An 18,062-nucleotide genomic window follows, 5' to 3' on the forward strand; every position below is an offset into this window, starting at 1 on the left:
CTCCTCAGGCCGCCGCGCGAGCGTTCTCGTCCGGCTGGTCGGCCGGGGTGAGCCCGCCCTCCCATTCGGCGTTGACGTTGTTGGTGTCGATCGGGTTCTTGCGCGACCGCAGGTACATCCAGGTGGAGGCCGCGATCAGGATGGCCAGCACGATCAGCACACCCAGCAGGCTGCCGCCCAGATCGGCGATGAACCAGCACACCGCGCCGACCACACCGGCCAGCGGCAGGGTGACCAGCCAGGCGGTGGCCATGCGGCCCATGACGCCCCAGCGCACCTCCGCGCCCGGCTTGCCCAGGCCGGTGCCCAGGATGGAACCGGTCGCGGTCTGCGTGGTCGAGAGCGGCAGACCGAACTGCGCCGAGGTGAGAATGATTGCCGCCGAGGAGGATTCGGCCGCGAAGCCCTGTGGTGAATCGATCTCGACGAGGCCCTTGCCCAGGGTCCGGATGATGCGCCAGCCGCCGAGGTAGGTGCCCGCCGCAATCGCCAGTGCGCAGCAGACCTTCACCCAGATCGGGATGTCGTCGTTACCGGTGTAGGTGCCGTGGGCGACCAGCGCCATGAAGATGACGCCCATCGTCTTCTGGGCGTCGTTGGTGCCGTGGGCCAGGGAGACCAGGGAGGCCGAACCGATCTGGCCCCAGCGGAATCCGGTGGAGACCTTGCCCTTTTCCGAGCGGCGAGTCAGCCAGTAGACCGCGTAGGTGCCCAGCGCGGCGACCAGGGCGGCGACGAAGGGGGCCAGCACGGCCGGAATGATGATCTTGCTGATCACCCCGGTCTTCTGATCGCCGGTCCAGATAACTCCGCTGGCGCCGAGCGCCGCGACCGCGGCACCGATCAGACCACCGAAAAGGGCATGGGAGGAACTCGACGGAATACCCAGCAACCAGGTCATCAGATTCCAGAGAATCCCGCCGACGAGCCCCGCGAACACAATGTGCAGCAGGGCCATATGGTGCACACCGCTGATATTCAGCAGGCCACCGGACACAGTTTTGGCGACTTCCACCGACAGGAAAGCCCCGACCAGGTTCAGCGCGGCCGATAGGGCCACCGCCGTCCGAGGTCCGAGGGCTCCGGTCGCAATGGAGGTGGCCATCGCATTCGCAGTGTCGTGAAACCCGTTGGTGAAATCGAATGCCAACGCGGTGACGATCACGATCAACAAAACCAGAAGCTCAGCGCTCACCCCCACAGTCTCGGGGGTGGACACGGAAACATCCGGGCGACACAGCCGCTGTTCATTCGAAATTCAAATGCCCGATTCGTCGCGTGCAGCTGCACGGCCGATTTCGTTACCCCGGGGTGAATTCCGGCTGCTGGCAAACATTTTCGCTGCGACCCGGCCACGGCTACGCCAGCAGTGAAACCGGCGGGCGCGGGCCGCCGTTCCCGGCCAGAATGGAGCTTTGGCCGCGGGGCCATGATCGATCGGGAGGCTGTGCGACATGGAGGATGTGCTGCTCACGGCGCCGGACGCCGCGGAGGTGCGGCTGGTGGCGCGAGGGGTGGTCACCGCGGTGACCAGCGAGACCGGGCTGACGCCGCTGCAGGAGTTGCTGATTCCCGCGATGTTCCTGTCGATGACCGGGCATCCGGTGGAGTTGGCGGAGCTGACGCCGATCGGGGCCGCGGAGTACGCGAGCGGGCTTGCCCGGCGCAATCGGATCTTCCGCGAACGAGTCGTGCAGACCATGCTGCTGGCCGCGCTGGTGGTGCGGCCGCTGCCGGAATCGGTGGCGAACCGGTTGCGCGAGTACGCCGACGCGCTCGGTGTCGACGACGACATGATCACCGTCGCGCGCGAGTACGCCGAGGGCGCGGTGGATCTGGCCGCGGTCGACTTCGATCGCAACGGCTACCTGGGCGGCATGGCCGCGCCGCGACTGGATGCCCTGCACACCGTCGGGCTCGACACGTCCTGGGGCGCGGTCGACAACGATCCGGTGCTCGCGGGCCGCTGGGCGCAACTGTGGGAGCTGCCCGTCGGCACGCTCGGGCGCGGTGTCGCCGACTTCTACCGCGATCGCGGTTTCGTCACCCCCGGCAAGCCCGGATCCGCGCCGCCGCTACTGGCCCAGCATGATTGGGTGCACGTGCTCGCCGGATACGGCACCACCCTCGAGAACGAGATCGAGGTGTTCGCGTTCATGGCGCGCGCCAACGACGATCCGCGCGCCTTCAGTCTGCTGGCGATGGTCATCTCGCTGTTCGAGACCGGTTACCTGCGCGCGGGCGCGGGCCTGTTCGAAGCCGACGCGGGCCACCTCAGCACCACCGGCATGGCGGGCCGCCTGGGCGATGCCATGCGTCGCGGCGCGCTGACCCAGGGCAGCCACGACTTCCTGGACCTGGACTGGTTCTCCCTGGCCGAACGTCCGATCACGGTGATCCGCAACGAGATCGGGCTGGTTCCCAAGGCCGCCACCGCCATCTCCGCGGGCTCGGTCGGCCCCTGGCAGCCCGGCGGCATCACCCCGTATCAGCTCAACTCCGCCAAATCCGCCGCCGCGACCGAAGGGCGCGACTACCTGCCCTGGCAGCCGGACCCCACTCGCGACTGAGCTGTCACCGCATCGAAGTCGCTGCCGCTGTCCGTCCGATCAACTCGGATGCGGTGCACCACCGAAGTCGAAGGCGATGAACAGCAGGGACAACGGCACGGATACGCACGCGAACACCACGGTCGCGGGCACGGCGGCAGTGCGTGTTCGCCGATACTTCGACCCCAGGACCCCGATCGCGAGTATCGCGGCGAACGTCGCGATCCAGCTCGCCCAGTAGCCGACCGACCCCACGCCGTACTCGACGGGCCCGTCCGGCGTGGCGGTCGCGGGTCGGTGCGGATCGGTGATTTCCAGATCTCGCTGAAGCACGATGATCGCCATCGGGTAGAGGAAACCCGCTACCGCCCCTCCGACTGCACCTGCGATGCCCCCGACCATTTCCAGCACGCCGCCGCGACTACCAACCATGCGCAGCACTCTCGCCGCACCCACTTGTCGAATTCTTAACAGCCGCAGGGCCGCTGCCGGTCGGCAGTCTTGATCAGCGGGTAGCGAGCAGGTCCAGCATGCCGGAAACGGCTGCGGGCCAGGTGAATTGCTCGGCGCGGGTGCGGGCGGCTCGGCGGCGGTCGGCCTGCGGGCGCGAGAGGACGTCGGTGACGGCTTCGGCGAAGGCGCGGGGATGGTCGGCGGCTACCGCGCCGCAGTCGCCGGTGACGATGTCGGCGAGGGCGGAGGAGCGGCTGGCGACCACGGGCGTTCCGGCGGCGAGGGCTTCGAGGGCGGCGAGGCCGAAGGTTTCGTGGGGGCCGGGGGCCAGGGAGACGTCGGCGGTGGCCAGCAGGGTGGCGAGAGTGGTTCTGTCGTCGATGAATCCGGCGAAGTGAACGGTGGGGCGGCCGTCGGCCAGGGGTGGGATGAGGCGGGCACGGCGTTCGAGGGCTTCGCGGCGGGGGCCATCACCGGCGACGATCAGCCGGGCGTCGACGCCACGGCGGCGCAGGGCGCTCACGGCGGCGATGCTGCGGTCGACGCGTTTCTCGACCGAGAGGCGGCCGCAGTGCACCAGCAGCGGGTATTCGGAGGCGGCCAGGTCGGTGCGCAGGCGGGTGTCGTGGCGGTCGGGGCGGAACATGTCCAGGTCGACACCGAGCGGGACCAGTTCGACGTTCTCCACGTCGATGCGTTCGAATTCCTCGCGCGCGAATTGTGTTGTGCAGACCACGATGTCGTAGTTCTGGGCGGTGCGGCGGTTGGCGACGTCGGCGGCCCGGCGGGCGGCGGGGCCGGGCAGCACCTGACCGAGCAGCCGGTCGAGGCGTTCATGGGAGATCATCACCCCGGCGATGTCGCGGCGGCGCGCCCAGCGCCCGAAACCGCGCAGTGTCAACCGATCCGACACCTCGAGCACATCCGGGCGCAACCCCGCCAGGGTGTCGGCGACACGCCTGGGTTCCGCGGCCCGATATCCGCCGGCCCAGGGAATCGCGGGCGCGGGCACCGTGATTCGCAGTACCCCCGACGCGAGCAGTTCCTCGTCGCGGCGCGGACCTGGCACGATCAGCACCACCTCGTGCCCGGCGGCCACGTATCCCGCACCGAGATGATGCAGTGCGGTGCGCAAACCCCCTGAGCGCGGCCCGTAGAAATTCGCAAGCTGAACGATGCGCACGGGCCGATCGTGCAGGGCACCGGGTTACCGGCGGCACCCCCGGTGCCAACGCCACATGAACACCCGCGTAAAACCGCGCGAACCACCCTCCAACCCGGCACAGTGGGATTCGCGAACACTGAACGCGGCGGTCCCGGTGCCGAGTCCGGGCCAGCTCAGCGACTGACACCCGGTGATCAGGAACGGCGAGCACCGGTGGTGGTCTCGGGGCGGACCGAGGTCCGTGACTGGTCTGGCCGCTTGACCTGTTTGCTGACTGGTCATAGCGTGCGAGGCATGGCCTTCAAGCGGATCGATCGTCGCACGGTGCCGGATACGGTTTTCGAGCAGCTCGTCGGGGAGGTGCTGGACGGGGAGTTGGCGCCTGGGTCGACGCTGCCCGCGGAGCGGGCACTGGCGGAAACGCTGGGGGTGTCGCGGCCGACCGTGCGGGAGGCATTGCAGCGCTTGGCACACACCGGCTTGGTGGAGGTACGGCAGGGTGGGTCGACGACCGTGCAGGACTATCGGCGGCATGCCGGGCTGGAGATGTTGCCGCGACTGCTGGTGCGCGGCAGCGGGATCGACCAGGCGGTGGTGCGCTCGGTGCTCGAGACGCGGCAGGTGATCGGGCGCGAGGTGGCGGGGATGGCGGCCAGGCGAGGCGGGCCCGGGTTGGCCGACGTGCTCAACGATGCGTTGGAAGCGCTTGCGGCGGAACGGGATCCGGTCGGACAGCAGTTGCGGGCGCTGGCGTTCTGGGATCATCTGGTGGATGGCTCGGATTCCATCGTGTACCGGCTGCTCTACAACGATCTGCGGGCGGTGTACGAGCCCGCGGTGCAGGTGCTCGCCGGGGTGATGGCCGACGAGGTGAGCAGTCTGGACCGCTATCGGGCGCTGGCCGATGCGGTGATCCAGGGGGATGAGCAGGCGGCCCGGACCGCGGGCGATGAGCTGCTGGCGCTGGCGGCGACCGCCTTCAATACCCTGCTGGGCAACGCGCAGGCCCGCGACTAGCCCGAAAACCGGTCTTGTCTTTCGCGAACCTCTCGCTACTATTGGTCTGACCACTTGGCCACCTGGCCAGGACCTGCTGATGTTCTCGACAAGGCGGTACGCGCATGACCCTTCGGCCCCCGGAGCCCGAGGTTCCCGACGAACACACTGGTGCGCCACCGCCCGACGGGCACCAGGACACGGGTTCGGTCGCCGATTCGTCGACGAAGAGTCGCGCCGCGGGAGCGACGCTCGGCGAGCGCGACGATCAGTTGTCCGCGCTGGAACTCCTGGAGCGGGCACGGGCGGTGCAGGCGGCATGGGGTGCGCGCAGTGTCGCCGACCGGGTGGCGGTGCTCGCGGGGCTGCCGCAGTTGTTGTTCGACAATCTCGAGCGGCTCACGGCGGTGATCAGCGGGGAGAACGGTAAGCCGCGTGCGGAAGCCGTCGCTCATGAGCTGGTTCCGGCGATCGCGCTGGCACGCCATCACCTCGATTCCGCCGAGGCGGTGCTGGGGCCGCAGCGGATTCCGACTCCGATCGCGCCGTATCGCAAGGCGATTCGGGTGCATCGCCCGTACGGCGTGGTGGTGGCCATCGCGCCGTGGAATCTGCCGTTCCTGATCCCGTTCAGCCAGGTGCTGCCCGCGTTGATCGCCGGGAACGCGGTCATTCTCAAGCCTTCCGAGCTCACGCCGGGAGTCGCTGAGGCGTTGGTCGAGGTGATTGCGGCGACCGGGCTGCCGTCCGGGGTGTTGCAGCTCGCCGTCGGTGACGGCTCGCTCGGTGCGGAACTCGTTGCGGGACAGCCCGACAAGGTGTTGTTCACCGGCTCGGTGGCGACCGGGCGCGCGGTGATGGCCGCGGCGGCCCGCTTCCCGATTCCGGTGGGTCTGGAGTTGGGCGGGGTGGATGCCGCGATCGTGCTCGACGACGCGGACCTCGAGTTCACGACCTCGGCTGTGGCGTGGGGTGCGACCTTCAATGGCGGGCAGGCCTGCTGTTCGATCGAGCGGGTGCTGGTGCACGAGAGCCTGCACGACGTGTTCGTGGCTCGCCTCGACGACAAGCTGCGGCGTATCGACACCCGCCGGGATCTGGCACCCGCCATCGATGAACGGCAGCAGCGGATTTGGCGTCGGCATCTGGAGGCCGCTGCCGAGTGCGGTCTGGATGTCAGTGGTGGCGCGCCGTTGCCGAATCGGCGGTGTGCGCCCGCGGTGATCAGTGGCGACACGGTGACCGAATCGGTGGTGTGGCAGGAGGAGACGTTCGGTCCGGTGGTCGCGGTGGCGGCGTTCAAGGACGACGAGCACGCCCTCGCCCTGCACAACGCGAGCGAGTACGGGCTCACCGCCAGCGTGTTCTCCGCCGATGTCCCACGCGCGCGAGCACTGGCAGCGCGGCTGCGGGCGGGTGCGGTCGCGATCAATGATGTTGCGGCGACGCTGTATTCGACGCCGGAGCTGCCTTGGGGTGGGGTCGGGCTGTCGGGATTCGGGCGCTCGCACGGGGTGGACGCGCTGCTGGACACCAGCTGGACGCAGGTCATCGACCTGCCGCGGGGTCCGGCGTTCGGACCCAAACGGCCCTGGTGGTATCCCTACGGTCCCGAACTCGAGGACGCCATGCGGGCGCTGGGCGCGAGCCTGCTGGCTCCGCACGCCGCCGGTCGCCTGCTCGGATACGGGCGGGCCGGACAACTACTGCTCGGCATGCTCAGCCGTCGCCCGAAACTGTGAGGACCACACCGGATATGACCGCCATCGCCTGGAACAACCCGCGCCTGCGACCCGGTACCGATCACGTCGAATCGTGGTTCGTGCGCGCCAACGATCCGCAGTCGCCGCGTGCGGTGTGGATCAAGGCCACGATCCTCACCGCCCGCGACGGCACCGCGATCGCGCAGGCCTGGTGCAGTGTGTTCGACGGCAAGCGCACCCATGCGTGGTGTCTCGACATGCCTTTGGAGGCAGCGCGATTCGAGGCGCACGCGTTGGGACAGGACTTGAGCCTGGGCCCGCTGTCGATGTCGCTGACCGGGCGGGGCGGCACGACCGCGGGGACGCTGTCGGATCAATCGCAGACGGTGAGCTGGGATCTCGCGTTCAGCAAGCCCGCCGGCGGGGGTGAGCCGCTGTCGATGCTGCCCACCGATCGGCTGCTGGGCAGCCCGGTCCCCAGCAACAAGCTCGTCACCCCGTTCCCGGTCGCGGCGTGCCTGGGGCAGGTGCGCTGGGGTGAGGAACAGTGGGATCTGACCGGCTGGCACGGCATGCAGGGCCACAACTGGGGGCGCGAGCACAGTCCCGAATACGCTTGGGGGCATTGCGTTTTCACCGACGTTCGCGACGGGTCGCCGTTCGCGGTGCTGGAGGCGGCCTCAGGGCGCACCCGGGTGGGCGGCAAAGTGACGCCGCTGATCTCGATGATGGTGATCCGTCGCGGTGAGCAGGAGTACCGCTTCGACCGTGTCGTCGATCTGTGGCGGCAGGAGCCTCACCTGGAATTCCCGCAGTGGAGTCTGCGCATGCGTGGCCGGCACGGCACCGCGACGCTGCAAATGAGTGCCGAACCCGAGCAGATGGTGTGCCTGGCCTACCGCAATCCGGCGCGCGCGACGAGCTACTGCCTCAACTCCAAGACCGCGGCGGTCAGCGCGCATGTCGCGCCGGTCGACGGCAATGCGTTCGAGCTGCGCAGCCCGCACGGGGGCGCACTGGAATTCCTTGTCCCGCAGCCGGTTGCCGCGGTTTCCCCGATCGTCTGAGCGAGAGCACCCCGATATGCCATTGACCTTCTTCGAGACGATGCGCGGCGAACTGCACGACGCCGCCGGGCACGCCCATCACGTGGCGGTCGATCTGCGGTGCGAATCCGGGCGGGCGCTCGGGTTCGTCACCAATGGCCGCTCGCATTTGACCGGCACCATCCGCGCGATCCCGTGGGCCGACGGGGCCGCGGTCACCGGGACCCTGGTGGCGTTGCCGGTCACCAAGCGGCTCATGCGCTACGAACTCGAGTTCCGCGACGACGAGGGTCGCGGGTGGCGGTTGAGCGGACACAAGGATGTGCGCTGGCTGCGCGGCGCCCACGCCAGCCTCACCAATCTCGACGCCACCCTGTATCGGGAAGGTGAGGAGATCGCGCACGGGCGAATGCAGTTCTTCGCCAACGACTATCCGAGTTTCCTGCGCTCGTTCCAGCCGTGGACGTCGCTGCGTGACGATCTGGCCGACGGCAGTCATCCGGTCAGCGCGTTCGGCGCGCACCAGCGCGCGACGGTGCGGGCGCTGGCCGAGGCGCTGATCGTGGCCGACGGGGTGGTGCCGCCGGTCGATGAGGGCACCGTGGATCGGATCGAAAGCTATGTCGGGCATATGACTCCGCTGATGCAGTCGGGGTTGAAGGTCGCGGTGCGCGGGCTGGACGCCGCCGCGCGCGCCTCGCATCGCAAGTCGTTCTCGGCGTTGCCGACGGCTGAACGGGGTGCGGTGCTCGAGGCCGCCCGCCACAGCGCCACGCTGCGGCACGCCGTGGACGCGGTCGAAACACCGGTGCGGATCGCACATTTCAGTGACCGGCGCTATCTCGACGCGATCGGTGCGCCCGACTATCGCTCCTCGTTGCTCGAGCAGCAGCCGGGCTGGATGGCCAATGTCACCACCCCCGACGGGCTGCCCGGACACGACAGCGTGGACTGTGACGTGGTGGTCATCGGCACCGGCGCGGGTGGGGCAGCGGTCGCGGCGCGGCTGACCGAGCAGGGGCTCGGTGTGGTGATGGTCGAGGAGGGTGAGTACGCGCGGCGCGCGCAATTCCAGGGTGATCTGGGGGAGCGGACGCAGAAGTATTGGCGCGACGGCGGATACAACCTGGCGGTCGGCAATTCGGTGCTGGGCATCAGCACGGGGCGCCTGGTGGGTGGCACCACCGCCATCAACTCCGGGACCGCGTTCCGCACGCCCGACGCGGTGCTGCGGGAATGGCTCGAGGCCGGGTTCCCGTCGGACTTCGAACCGGAGCGGTTCAAGCCGTATCTCGACGAGGTCGAGGCCGAATTGGGTATCACCGCAGCCGATCCGCGCTATCTGGGGCGGGTCGCGCAGATCATCGGGCACGGGGCGGATGTGCTCGGTGCGGCGCACGGGCCTTTGCCGCGCAACGCGGTCGGCTGTGATGGGCAGGGGCAGTGCGTCTATGGATGCCCGACCGATGCCAAACGCAGCAGCAATGTCAGCTGGGTGCCGCGCGCGTTGAAGGGTGGCGCGCAGCTGTTCACGAATCTGACCGTGACGCGGATCCTGATGTCGGGTGGGCGTGCGACCGGGGTGCTGGCCGAAGGTCAGGACGCCCACGGCGCCCCACGGACTCTCGAGGTGCGGGCGCGGGCGGTGGTGGCCGCGACCGGGACATTGATGACGCCACTGTTGCTGCGGCGCAATGGGATCACGCTGCCCGCGCTGGGCCGGAACCTGTCGGTGCATCCGTCGCTGGGGGCGGTCGCGTTGATGCCGTCCGCCGGGGCGCCCTGGGATCAGATTCCGCAGGGGTATCACGTGCGTGCACCGGAGGATGACCTCGTCACCTTCGAAGGGGTCGCGATTCCACCGCAGTTCGCGGCCGCGGTGTTGCCGTTCCACGGGGCGCGGCTCAGTGAGTGGATGAACCGGTGGGCGCACACCGAACAGTTCGGGGCGATGGTGCGCGACACCGGGACCGGCAGTGTGCATCACGGTCCGGGCGGGCGGACTCTGGTGCGCTACAGCGTGTCCCCGCGTGTGCAGTCTGCGTTGCAGTACGCGTGCGCGACGCTGGCGGAGCTGTTCCTGCACGGCGGTGCGGAGCAGGTGGCGTTGCCGATCGCGGGGACACCGCCGATCCGGACTCTCGATCAGGCACGCACGGTCGCCGAAGTGTCGTTGAGTCCCCGGCAGTTCCGCATGATGGGCCCGCATCCGCTGGGCACCGCGCGCATGGGTGCGGACGCGCGAGGTGCGGTGGTGGATTTCGAGCATCGGGTGTTCGGGACGACCGGGTTGTATGTCGTCGACGGGTCGGTGATCCCGACCTCGCTGGGCGTCAATCCGCAGGTGACGATCATGGCGTTCGCGTTGCGCGCCGCCGACCTGATCGCCGCCGATCTGGGGTGAGCCGTACCGTATCTCGCCCGTAGGACCACGTTTTCGGGGCTGGCGCACTGCCAACGATCTTGGTACACCTTGGTATAGCAAAAAGGGGTGATCCGGGTCATTCCGGAGATCGGGGACCAATCAATGGCAGCCAGAGGCGAACTCGAGCAGCAGCTGGGTGGGCCGCTGCCCGCTCTCGACCTACTCTCGGAGCAGGAGACCGCCGACCTGCTGACGGTCTTCCAGCAGGCGCAGCGCACCGAGACCGCAGCCATGGTCGAGGCCGTCGACAAGACGGTCGGGGCGCTGCCGTGGCCGTTGAGCACCGCGGCCAAGAAGATCATGTTCGGCAACAAGCTCGGGTGACACGATGAGCGACCTGGTGACCCGCGCGCAGATCACCCTGCTCTCGCGGACTCTGCACGTGCCCGAGGAACAGCTCGGGCATCTGGAACGACTCGGCGCGGCGCACCTGCACGAACTGCAGGAACGCCTCGCGAAAGTCATCTTCGATCAACACACTGCGATCTTCTCGCGGCTGTCGCTGCTGGTGCCGATCATCCCGCTGACCATTTCGATGCCGATCGTGCAGCGGATGGTGCCGCCGGTGATGGCCGGGCGCGCGGCGGGCGCGATCGGGGTGGATCATCCGCGCAAGGCCGCCGAGGCGGTCGGCATGCTCGACCCCGCGTATGCCGCGGCGGCCGCGCCGTACATGGATCCGCACAGTGTCGGGCAGCTCGCCGATATCGCACCGGTGAAACCGGTCATGCGGATCATCAACGAGCTGTTGAAGCGTGGCGACTATGTGACCGCCGGGCCGTTCCTGGCCTATGCGACACCGGAGCTCGTGCACGCTGTCGAGACGGACGTGCACGACGACGAGGGGCTGATCCGCTCGGCGTCGTACTCGTACTCCGGGGAGAACATCAGCGTCATCGTGCGGCATCTGCTCGCCGGTGAGGGGCGGCGCATGCCGAAACTGGTGCGCACCATCCTGTCCGGGTCCAAGGAGCTGCGGCTCGCGGCGCTGTCGGTGTTCTCCCGCTGCGACCTCGACGTCATCGAGGCGATCGGTGACATCCTGTTCGATCTGGGCTCCGCCGATGAGATCGGTGACCTGGTCGCCACCTTCCTCGCCGGTGACGCGGTGTCCGAGACCCTGCGTTTCGTCGCCCACCTGAGCCCCTCGGCGTTGGATCTGCTGGCCGCCAACTCGATTCTCGCCGAACCGGAATCGATCGACGCGCTGGCGGCGGCGGTCAGCGAGTCGACCGAGCCCGCGGTATGGCGTGGGCTGCTCGAACTGATCGAGCGCGCCGAACCGTCGATTGCCCGCCGTGTTGGTGCCGCGATCTCGCATTTCGACTCCGCGACACTCACGCAACTCCCGACCGTGGCGAGCACCGGGCACCTGTGGCCGCCGCTGTTGAAGGTCCTGGCGGTTGCCGAACCGGATGCGCAGTCACGCGTCGGCGAGCTGTGGTCGGCGTTACCGGTCTTGGAGCGCAACGAGATCGAACAGCGCATCGCCGATCTGGCGCTCGGCGACCAATTGTCGACATTGACTGCAACATTGCAGTTGACGCAGTAGGTGACGTGAACGGTGTTCGGCCCCAACGGATTATGCCGGTGGAGCCGAACACCGTTTGCGTTCAGTGCACCGCGCGCAGTTCCAAGGTGATGCGATCGAATGCGGCAGCACCATGACCGGCTGTGATCTGGCGATCCACGAGAGTCGCGAGCGCATCCACGGGTTCGGAGGAGACGCCCGCGTCGTGTGCGGCGGCTCGAATGGCATCGAGTGCGGATTTCGTGAAACGCAGGTCCTGCACAACGTGTTCCGTGTACTCGCCGGTGTCGATATTGCGGGCGAATCCCGGCAACTGCTGCGCCATCGCGGCAATCCAGGCGGTCGCGCGCGGCGCGAATTGCTCGGCCGAGATGCCAGCGGTCGACACCATCGCCGCGGCCTGGAAGAAGCCACCGAACATCGTGTACATCGCCGAAAGCAGCGCGAAGTCCAGCAATGCGGCGGTTCCGGGATCATCGTCGAAATACTCTGCGCCGCCGAGCAGCTCGAGGATCTCGCGGTCGGTGTCGAAAACGGTGCGTGAGCCGCTGTAGAGAACGCTCGCGGCCGGGCCACCGATCATGGCCGGTACCGCCATGATTCCGCCATCGAGGAAATCGATCCCGTGATCCGACGCCCACCCCGCCAACTCCCGCGACTGCTCCGGCGTCGTACTGGTGAGATTGATCAACCGGGTGCCCGCCAGCGCGGCCGCCACCGGATCGAGTTGCTCGTGCACCGAGGCATGATCCAACAGCACGGCAATCACCAGATTCGCACCTGCCACCGCCTCGGCGACCGTACCCGCCGCCACCGCTCCGCCCGCCACCAGCTCCGCATCCCTGCCCGGCGTGCGATTCCAGACTGTGGTCTCCACACCGGCTTTCACCAGGGTCGCCGCGATCGCGGACCCCATCGCCCCCAACCCGAGCACGGTCACCGCCGGATACTGCGTGTTCGTCATGCTGGAATACCTCTCGCCTCGATTCGACTGTCTCAGCGCGCGCTGGAATCGAGGCTGCCCTCCCCGGTGTTGCCCTGCAAGTACGCACTTTTCGCTCAGACACTGACCAAAAGGTGTGTCTCCAGCTCAGAAAGGTACCCGTGCACGACAAACGTTCCGGCCCCTACTTCTGCGGCATCGACGCCGCCATGGACGTGGTCGGCGGCAAATGGAAGTCTCTGATCCTCTGGGAACTCCACGAACGCGGCACCCGCCGCTTCGGCGAACTCCGCCGCGCCCTCCCCGGCGTCTCGGAAAAAATGCTCAACCAGCAACTCCGAGAACTCACCGAAGACGGCATCACCCACCGCGAACTCTTCCCCGAAATCCCACCCCGCGTGGAGTACTCACTCACCGAAGAAGGCGAAGCCCTGAACACGGCCCTGACAGCCCTCGGAGCCTGGGGCACCCGCCGCATCGCCCGCATCGGCGCAGACCGCGTCCACGCCGTCTAACGCTCAGCCCCGCCAAACGTCACTGGCGAGGAATGCATCCCACTGACCGCCCGAGAACACCAACACCGGCCCACCCGGATCCTTCGAATCGCGCACGCCGACAGCCTCAGCCGACAGATGCGCGATCTCGACACACGTATCAGCGTTAGGACTCTTGCTGGACTTGAACCACCGCGCGCCGGATAGATCGATCACGTCCCGAACTCCTCTGCGAACCTCGAAAACAGCTGCTTGGTATCGCTTTCACTCAACGCTACCTGCTCTATGTTCGCGATCGCTCGTCGATGACGTTCGATCACGCTGCTGTGCTCCAGGTACAGCGCGCCCTCGTAGCCCTCTACGTAGACGACCGGTGGCTCGGTCAGATTGCGACTTGACAGGGGCGGAAACTCCAGCAGGGTGAACGACTGAACGACCAGCCCGAGATGACCGTCGGCATCCGAGGGCACGATTCTCAGGGCGATGTTCGGCCTGGTCGTCAACTCGGCCAGGAATCGACACTGCGCGGCCATGACCTCCCGGCCACCTGGCCGGTGCCCCAGAACCGCTTCTGACAGTAGGCATTTCATGCCGACTGTGTCGGCTCGCTCAGTCAGCATCGACTGCCTACGTGCGGCCAGCTCGAGTCGACGTTCGATGTCGACTGCTGACAGCTCTGGATCAGCGATTCGGATCATGGCACGCCGGTAGTCCGGGTGTTGCAACAGACCAGGGATCAGCGCCAGCTGGAAGACGGTGATGCCGCAGGCGGTGGCTTCCAGTGCCAGGTACTGGTCGAAGTGGTACGCATACTGGTCGGAGTAGGCCCGCCACCAACCTGCCGACGATCCGCTACGTTTGGCTACCCGAATCTCCTGTTTGACCTCATCCCACAATCCGAGGATTTCAGAGCGCTCCGGGCTGGGCTCACCTATCGCATAAAAGTCGAGCAGCGAACCAATCTGGACGGTCGAGATCTTTATCTTCTGTCCGTCCTCCATTCGGCCGAGAGTCTGCGGCGAAATCTCGATATGCAGTCCGGCAGCCAATTGACTCTTGCCAGCATGCATCCGATGACCTCGGAGAAGGCGACCCATAGCCCTGAGCGGGAGAGTTGACCCAGCCATTTCGTTAGCCTCGCTATCCGGGAAGCTCCAAACTGATTGTTCCATACTGGTTTTCCAGTTGAATCTCTCGAATTACTAGTTTCGACGTTCCAATTCTATTGCCGCAGGTGTCTACTGATCCCACGAACGCGAATAGCTGAGGGGGAGCGACCGATGACAACCGGGCTACCGTCGAAGGATCTGCTGCTGAATGCCTGCTCGGGCACCGTCATCCATCAGCATCCGCTGCTGGAAGCCGCGTATGAACTGGCCGGACTGCACGAAGCTCGGCACCGTGCGGAACCGGCGGAACTCCTCGAAATCGACTGTGGTCGTGCACGATTGATCCACGATATCGATCGCTGGACAGCACAGAACCTGCCCCGTCCACTCGCGGCGGCGGCTCTGCACACCGAGACTCTCGGCATGGTTGTCGACCGTTTGGCTCGCTTCTCGGTCGATGCGCACAACACCCTGGACGGTTCGGTCTCCGAATGCAGGTCCCATTACGCATGGAGGCGGCTGGCCGAACTCGCTCTCGCCTACGCCGACCTCGCCCACGATCTCACTGCCCGCACGCGGCGCATTCCTGACTCCGTCGCCCCGCACCCGAAAGAACTTCGAGGCCAGCAGGTTTGAGACCGACCAGGAAGGAGGTGCGCTATGACCGCCATCTGGCTGCCATTCCTCGTCGGCCTGGTCACCGGCAGCGCCGTGGTCTTGCCGGTGACCACAGTGCGGACATGGGTGCATCCGCCACGGCCCGGCGAATGGAGTGTCGCCGCCATAGCGGCCCGGATCGAACGCGAACGTGGCGCTGACGGTCGCCGAAGGAGTGGCAGCGCCACTGGTAGCCTCCGGACGCATGGGAGAGGACCGGGGAGATTGGCGCGAAATCGGTGAGCCTGAGCGTCGATTGGCCGCTGCGATCATCGAATCGTCGGGGGTGACCGGGTGGGAGAACCTGGTCGAGGATTTGCAAGGTGCGCTGGTTCGCAATGAGGCCGATTGGGTCCTGGACCTTCGACCGCAATGCTCGAACGCGGGAGCCGACGTTCCGGACGGGCCGCTGTCGGTGGCTGCCTACGTTCCGAATCTCGAGGCGTTCGAAGGTGAAATCCTGATCTGGATCGACGCCGGTCATGTTTCCGGAATCGAATACGCATGGGTTACCGATGAACCACCGACCCTTTGGCCCGACTCCGAGTTGATCCAGATAATCCCGGATTGATCCTTCGCCGCTGTCGGATACCCGCGGCTTTTCGACTGATTACACAGGAGACAGAGTGTTCGAGTACCACGGGTGGGTGACGGTTCAGAGTTCCGCCGGGGACGAGGATGAAGCTGCGGCGGATGACGCTGTTCGGCGGGTGGAGGGGGAATTGGGTGCGCTCGCATCGTTGCCGGGGCTTGTCGATATACGGACGGTCAATGGGATGACGCAGGTTCAATTGGCTGGGTTCACGAATCATCGTGGTGGGCAGGGGGAGACTGTGGTGGAGGTGTTTCGGCGGATCGGTCTGGTGGCTGCGGGCTCGTATGGGCTGCTCTATGTTCGCGACGATGAGGATCCGCATGGTCGGGGCAACGAATTCCAGGTGAGGGTCATGCGGCGGGGAGCGATCAGTGATGCGTCCGATCAATTCTTGTCGCCCTGCATTCCGGAGATCGAAGACCTCGAAAGTCCTGCACGGTGACAGGATGGCATCTTCCCGCTGAGGTCGCAGGTCCGGTCTCGCTGTCGGATTCGGTTGTGGCGGAGGTCCTCTATCAGAGTCTGTCGGACTATGTGGCGCTGACGGTTCTACATGGGCTGGTCGAGGAGTCGACCCACGAGTGGTGGAGGGGTGAGGGCGCACCGGATCCGGCGGTCGTGCGGTGCAGATCATTGGAGATCTGCATGTATCTGCTCGGCGAGGGGCTGATGCGGGTGGGGGCGTTGTCCAACAGTGCAGCCGATTCGGTGGACTTTCTCGAATGGTCAGGTGATGCAGAGGAATTGATGGGGCGGATCTCCCGGGAGTGGGATCACCTGATGTCGCTGGAGCATTTCGAGCCGTGCTGGTTGCGCGGCACACCGGCGGGTTTGTGTGCCGGGGGACAGCTCTCGCGCTGAGGCCGGTTCATTCACCGGAACCGGCCTCGTTTGCGGCTACTGGGTGGCGGCGTGGGTTCCGGCGATGCGGCCGAAGGCTAGGGCGTCGGCTATGTGGAAGCCGCCGTCTTTGCACCAGGAGTAGGTGGAGCTGACGTTGCCTGCGGCGTAGAGGGCGGGGATCACCTGGCCGAAAGGGTCGAGGACTTGGGCGTTTTCGTTGCGGCGGGGGCCGCCGTTGCTCCAGGCCAGGAGTGGGGCGCTGGTGAACGCGTAGTAGGGCGGTTCGGAGACTGGGGCGAGAGTGCGGGCGGGGCGGCCGAATTGGTCGTCGTGGCCCGCCTCGCAGGCGGCGTTGTAGCGGGCGACGGTGGTGATGAGGGTTTCCGGGTCGACGTTGAGTAGGGCGGCCAGTTCGGGGAGGGTGTCGGCGCGGTGGATCCAGCCTTTGTCGATCTCGGCGGAGTTGTCAGCGCTCCAGTCGTAGCCCTCGATGAGGGCGGCCCAGCTGACGGCCAGCCTGTCGCGGCCGGGGACGATCGGGCCTGCGCGGCGGGCGGATTCGTCGAAGACGATGTGCATGGGGGTGGTGGGGAACAGTTGGTAGGAGCCGTTGAGGCGGGCGTGGCCGTGGGCGAGGGCTACTCGTTCGTTGCACAGGCGGCGGCCGTCGAGGCCCAGGTAGATGAAGCTGTTGGTGGCGGGGAATGCGGTGTAGAAACCGGATTCGAAGCCGGGGGCGCGCAGGCCGGGCAGGGTCATCATGTTGGACATGTGCCACAGGTCGGCACCGGCCTTCACCGCCATCCGCAGGCCGTCGCCGGTCGCGGCGGGAGTGCCCCACACCACGGGGTCGGTGAGGCGCAGGTGGTCACGCACCATGTCCGGATTGCCTTCGAAACCGCCGGTGGCGAGGATGACGCCACGGCGGGCCCGTACGCGCAGCGGTGTGCCGTCGGCGGTGGTGGCCAGCACGCCGCGCACCTCGCCGTCGGCCGTGATCAGTTCGCGCGCAGGGGTTTCCAGGCGCACCTCGATGCCGCGATCACGTACCGCCTGTGACAGTGCCGCCCACAGCAGGCCGTCGCCCATGCGGCCCTCGACACCGATCCAGCCGCGCATGACGTCGCTGCCGTCGAGTTCGGGATACTCCGGCGGTGCGGGGACCGCGAGAGCGACCGGAATGCCCAGCCCGCGCATCCATTCGGTGTTGCGGGCGGTTTCGTCGGCCCACGCCTCGACTACCGGTTCGGGGATGGGTCGGCCCGCGCTGAGGCTGCGCAGGTAAACCGCGGCGCGCTCGGGGTCCTGGTTGTCGAACCAGACCGCGCCGGAGACGCGCGTGCTGCCACCGGCGCGGGCATCGGATTCCTTGTCCAGCACCAGCACTCGCGCCCCGGCGTCGTGGGCGGCGATCGCGGCGGCGCATCCCGCGCCACCGAAACCGACCACCACCACCTCCGCGTCGAGATCCCACTGTGTTGCCGCTTCGACCATGACCGCACCGTCCTTCCCTCTCCCGGCGAACGGTCCCAGCCCGGCGTTCGCCCCGGAAA

Annotated in this window: 19 protein-coding genes; 12 read left to right on the top strand and 7 right to left on the bottom strand. The window is 67.1% G+C overall.

Annotation, left to right across the window (positions count from 1 at the left end):
* Positions 1–4: 4 nt before the first annotated feature.
* Positions 5–1,195 carry an anion permease gene (locus tag OG300_RS12720; protein ID WP_405495432.1) on the bottom strand — a complete coding sequence of 397 codons (1,191 nt, stop codon included), beginning with the start codon at positions 1,193–1,195 and terminating at the stop codon, positions 5–7.
* Positions 1,196–1,454: 259 nt separating this feature from the next.
* Here OG300_RS12720 and OG300_RS12725 point away from each other — a divergent pair, with 259 nt between their 5' ends.
* Positions 1,455–2,570 (top strand): hypothetical protein, encoded by a 1,116-nt coding sequence (locus tag OG300_RS12725; protein WP_405495434.1) that lies wholly within the window; start codon positions 1,455–1,457, stop codon positions 2,568–2,570.
* 39 nt (positions 2,571–2,609) lie between these two features.
* Here the strand turns inward: OG300_RS12725 and OG300_RS12730 are convergent, their stop codons facing one another.
* Positions 2,610–2,981 (bottom strand): hypothetical protein, encoded by a 372-nt coding sequence (locus OG300_RS12730; protein WP_405495436.1) that lies wholly within the window; start codon positions 2,979–2,981, stop codon positions 2,610–2,612.
* 73 nt (positions 2,982–3,054) lie between these two features.
* Positions 3,055–4,185: a glycosyltransferase gene (locus tag OG300_RS12735; protein WP_405495438.1), complete on the bottom strand. Its 1,131-nt coding sequence runs from the start codon at positions 4,183–4,185 to the stop codon at positions 3,055–3,057.
* Positions 4,186–4,461: 276 nt separating this feature from the next.
* Here OG300_RS12735 and OG300_RS12740 point away from each other — a divergent pair, with 276 nt between their 5' ends.
* The 6 genes from OG300_RS12740 (at position 4,462) to OG300_RS12765 (ending at position 11,889) form a co-directional block, all read left to right on the top strand.
* The gene (locus OG300_RS12740; RefSeq protein WP_405495440.1) at positions 4,462–5,184 is read left to right on the top strand and encodes a FadR/GntR family transcriptional regulator; all 723 of its coding nucleotides are present in this window, start codon (positions 4,462–4,464) and stop codon (positions 5,182–5,184) included.
* 104 nt (positions 5,185–5,288) lie between these two features.
* Positions 5,289–6,905 carry an aldehyde dehydrogenase family protein gene (locus tag OG300_RS12745; protein ID WP_405495442.1) on the top strand — a complete coding sequence of 539 codons (1,617 nt, stop codon included), beginning with the start codon at positions 5,289–5,291 and terminating at the stop codon, positions 6,903–6,905.
* Positions 6,906–6,919: 14 nt separating this feature from the next.
* Positions 6,920–7,933, top strand: coding sequence for a hypothetical protein (locus OG300_RS12750; RefSeq protein ID WP_405495444.1), 1,014 nt, complete (start codon positions 6,920–6,922; stop codon positions 7,931–7,933).
* Between the two features lie 16 nt (positions 7,934–7,949).
* Positions 7,950–10,316 (top strand): GMC family oxidoreductase N-terminal domain-containing protein, encoded by a 2,367-nt coding sequence (locus OG300_RS12755; RefSeq protein WP_405495446.1) that lies wholly within the window; start codon positions 7,950–7,952, stop codon positions 10,314–10,316.
* A gap of 123 nt (positions 10,317–10,439) precedes the next feature.
* Positions 10,440–10,661, top strand: a complete 222-nt coding sequence (locus tag OG300_RS12760; protein ID WP_405495448.1) for a hypothetical protein — start codon at positions 10,440–10,442, stop codon at positions 10,659–10,661.
* 4 nt (positions 10,662–10,665) lie between these two features.
* Complete coding sequence (locus OG300_RS12765) at positions 10,666–11,889, top strand: hypothetical protein (protein WP_405495450.1); 1,224 nt, start codon at positions 10,666–10,668, stop codon at positions 11,887–11,889.
* Positions 11,890–11,950: 61 nt separating this feature from the next.
* Here the strand turns inward: OG300_RS12765 and OG300_RS12770 are convergent, their stop codons facing one another.
* Complete coding sequence (locus OG300_RS12770) at positions 11,951–12,832, bottom strand: NAD(P)-dependent oxidoreductase (RefSeq protein WP_405495452.1); 882 nt, start codon at positions 12,830–12,832, stop codon at positions 11,951–11,953.
* 188 nt (positions 12,833–13,020) lie between these two features.
* Here OG300_RS12770 and OG300_RS12775 point away from each other — a divergent pair, with 188 nt between their 5' ends.
* Entirely contained in the window at positions 13,021–13,326 is a 306-nt protein-coding gene (locus OG300_RS12775; RefSeq protein ID WP_405498537.1) for a winged helix-turn-helix transcriptional regulator, read from the top strand.
* A gap of 3 nt (positions 13,327–13,329) precedes the next feature.
* Here OG300_RS12775 and OG300_RS12780 read toward each other — a convergent pair whose 3' ends face one another.
* Positions 13,330–13,521 carry a DUF397 domain-containing protein gene (locus OG300_RS12780; protein ID WP_405495454.1) on the bottom strand — a complete coding sequence of 64 codons (192 nt, stop codon included), beginning with the start codon at positions 13,519–13,521 and terminating at the stop codon, positions 13,330–13,332.
* Positions 13,518–14,477 carry a helix-turn-helix domain-containing protein gene (locus tag OG300_RS12785; protein ID WP_405495456.1) on the bottom strand — a complete coding sequence of 320 codons (960 nt, stop codon included), beginning with the start codon at positions 14,475–14,477 and terminating at the stop codon, positions 13,518–13,520. Before OG300_RS12785 ends, OG300_RS12780 begins: the two co-directional genes overlap by 4 nt.
* A gap of 108 nt (positions 14,478–14,585) precedes the next feature.
* Here OG300_RS12785 and OG300_RS12790 point away from each other — a divergent pair, with 108 nt between their 5' ends.
* From OG300_RS12790 to OG300_RS12805, 4 genes are all read left to right on the top strand, one after another.
* Positions 14,586–15,050 (top strand): DUF4254 domain-containing protein, encoded by a 465-nt coding sequence (locus OG300_RS12790; protein ID WP_405495458.1) that lies wholly within the window; start codon positions 14,586–14,588, stop codon positions 15,048–15,050.
* Positions 15,051–15,222: 172 nt separating this feature from the next.
* Positions 15,223–15,642, top strand: a complete 420-nt coding sequence (locus OG300_RS12795) for a hypothetical protein (protein WP_405495460.1) — start codon at positions 15,223–15,225, stop codon at positions 15,640–15,642.
* A gap of 55 nt (positions 15,643–15,697) precedes the next feature.
* Positions 15,698–16,108, top strand: a complete 411-nt coding sequence (locus OG300_RS12800; protein WP_405495462.1) for an Imm7 family immunity protein — start codon at positions 15,698–15,700, stop codon at positions 16,106–16,108.
* Positions 16,109–16,164: 56 nt separating this feature from the next.
* Positions 16,165–16,527: a hypothetical protein gene (locus OG300_RS12805; RefSeq protein WP_405495464.1), complete on the top strand. Its 363-nt coding sequence runs from the start codon at positions 16,165–16,167 to the stop codon at positions 16,525–16,527.
* 36 nt (positions 16,528–16,563) lie between these two features.
* Here OG300_RS12805 and OG300_RS12810 read toward each other — a convergent pair whose 3' ends face one another.
* Complete coding sequence (locus tag OG300_RS12810) at positions 16,564–18,003, bottom strand: FAD-dependent oxidoreductase (protein WP_405495466.1); 1,440 nt, start codon at positions 18,001–18,003, stop codon at positions 16,564–16,566.
* Positions 18,004–18,062: the final 59 nt, after the last annotated feature.

The sequence above is a fragment of the Nocardia sp. NBC_00511 genome, from assembly GCF_045161165.1.
Taxonomy (GTDB): domain Bacteria; phylum Actinomycetota; class Actinomycetes; order Mycobacteriales; family Mycobacteriaceae; genus Nocardia.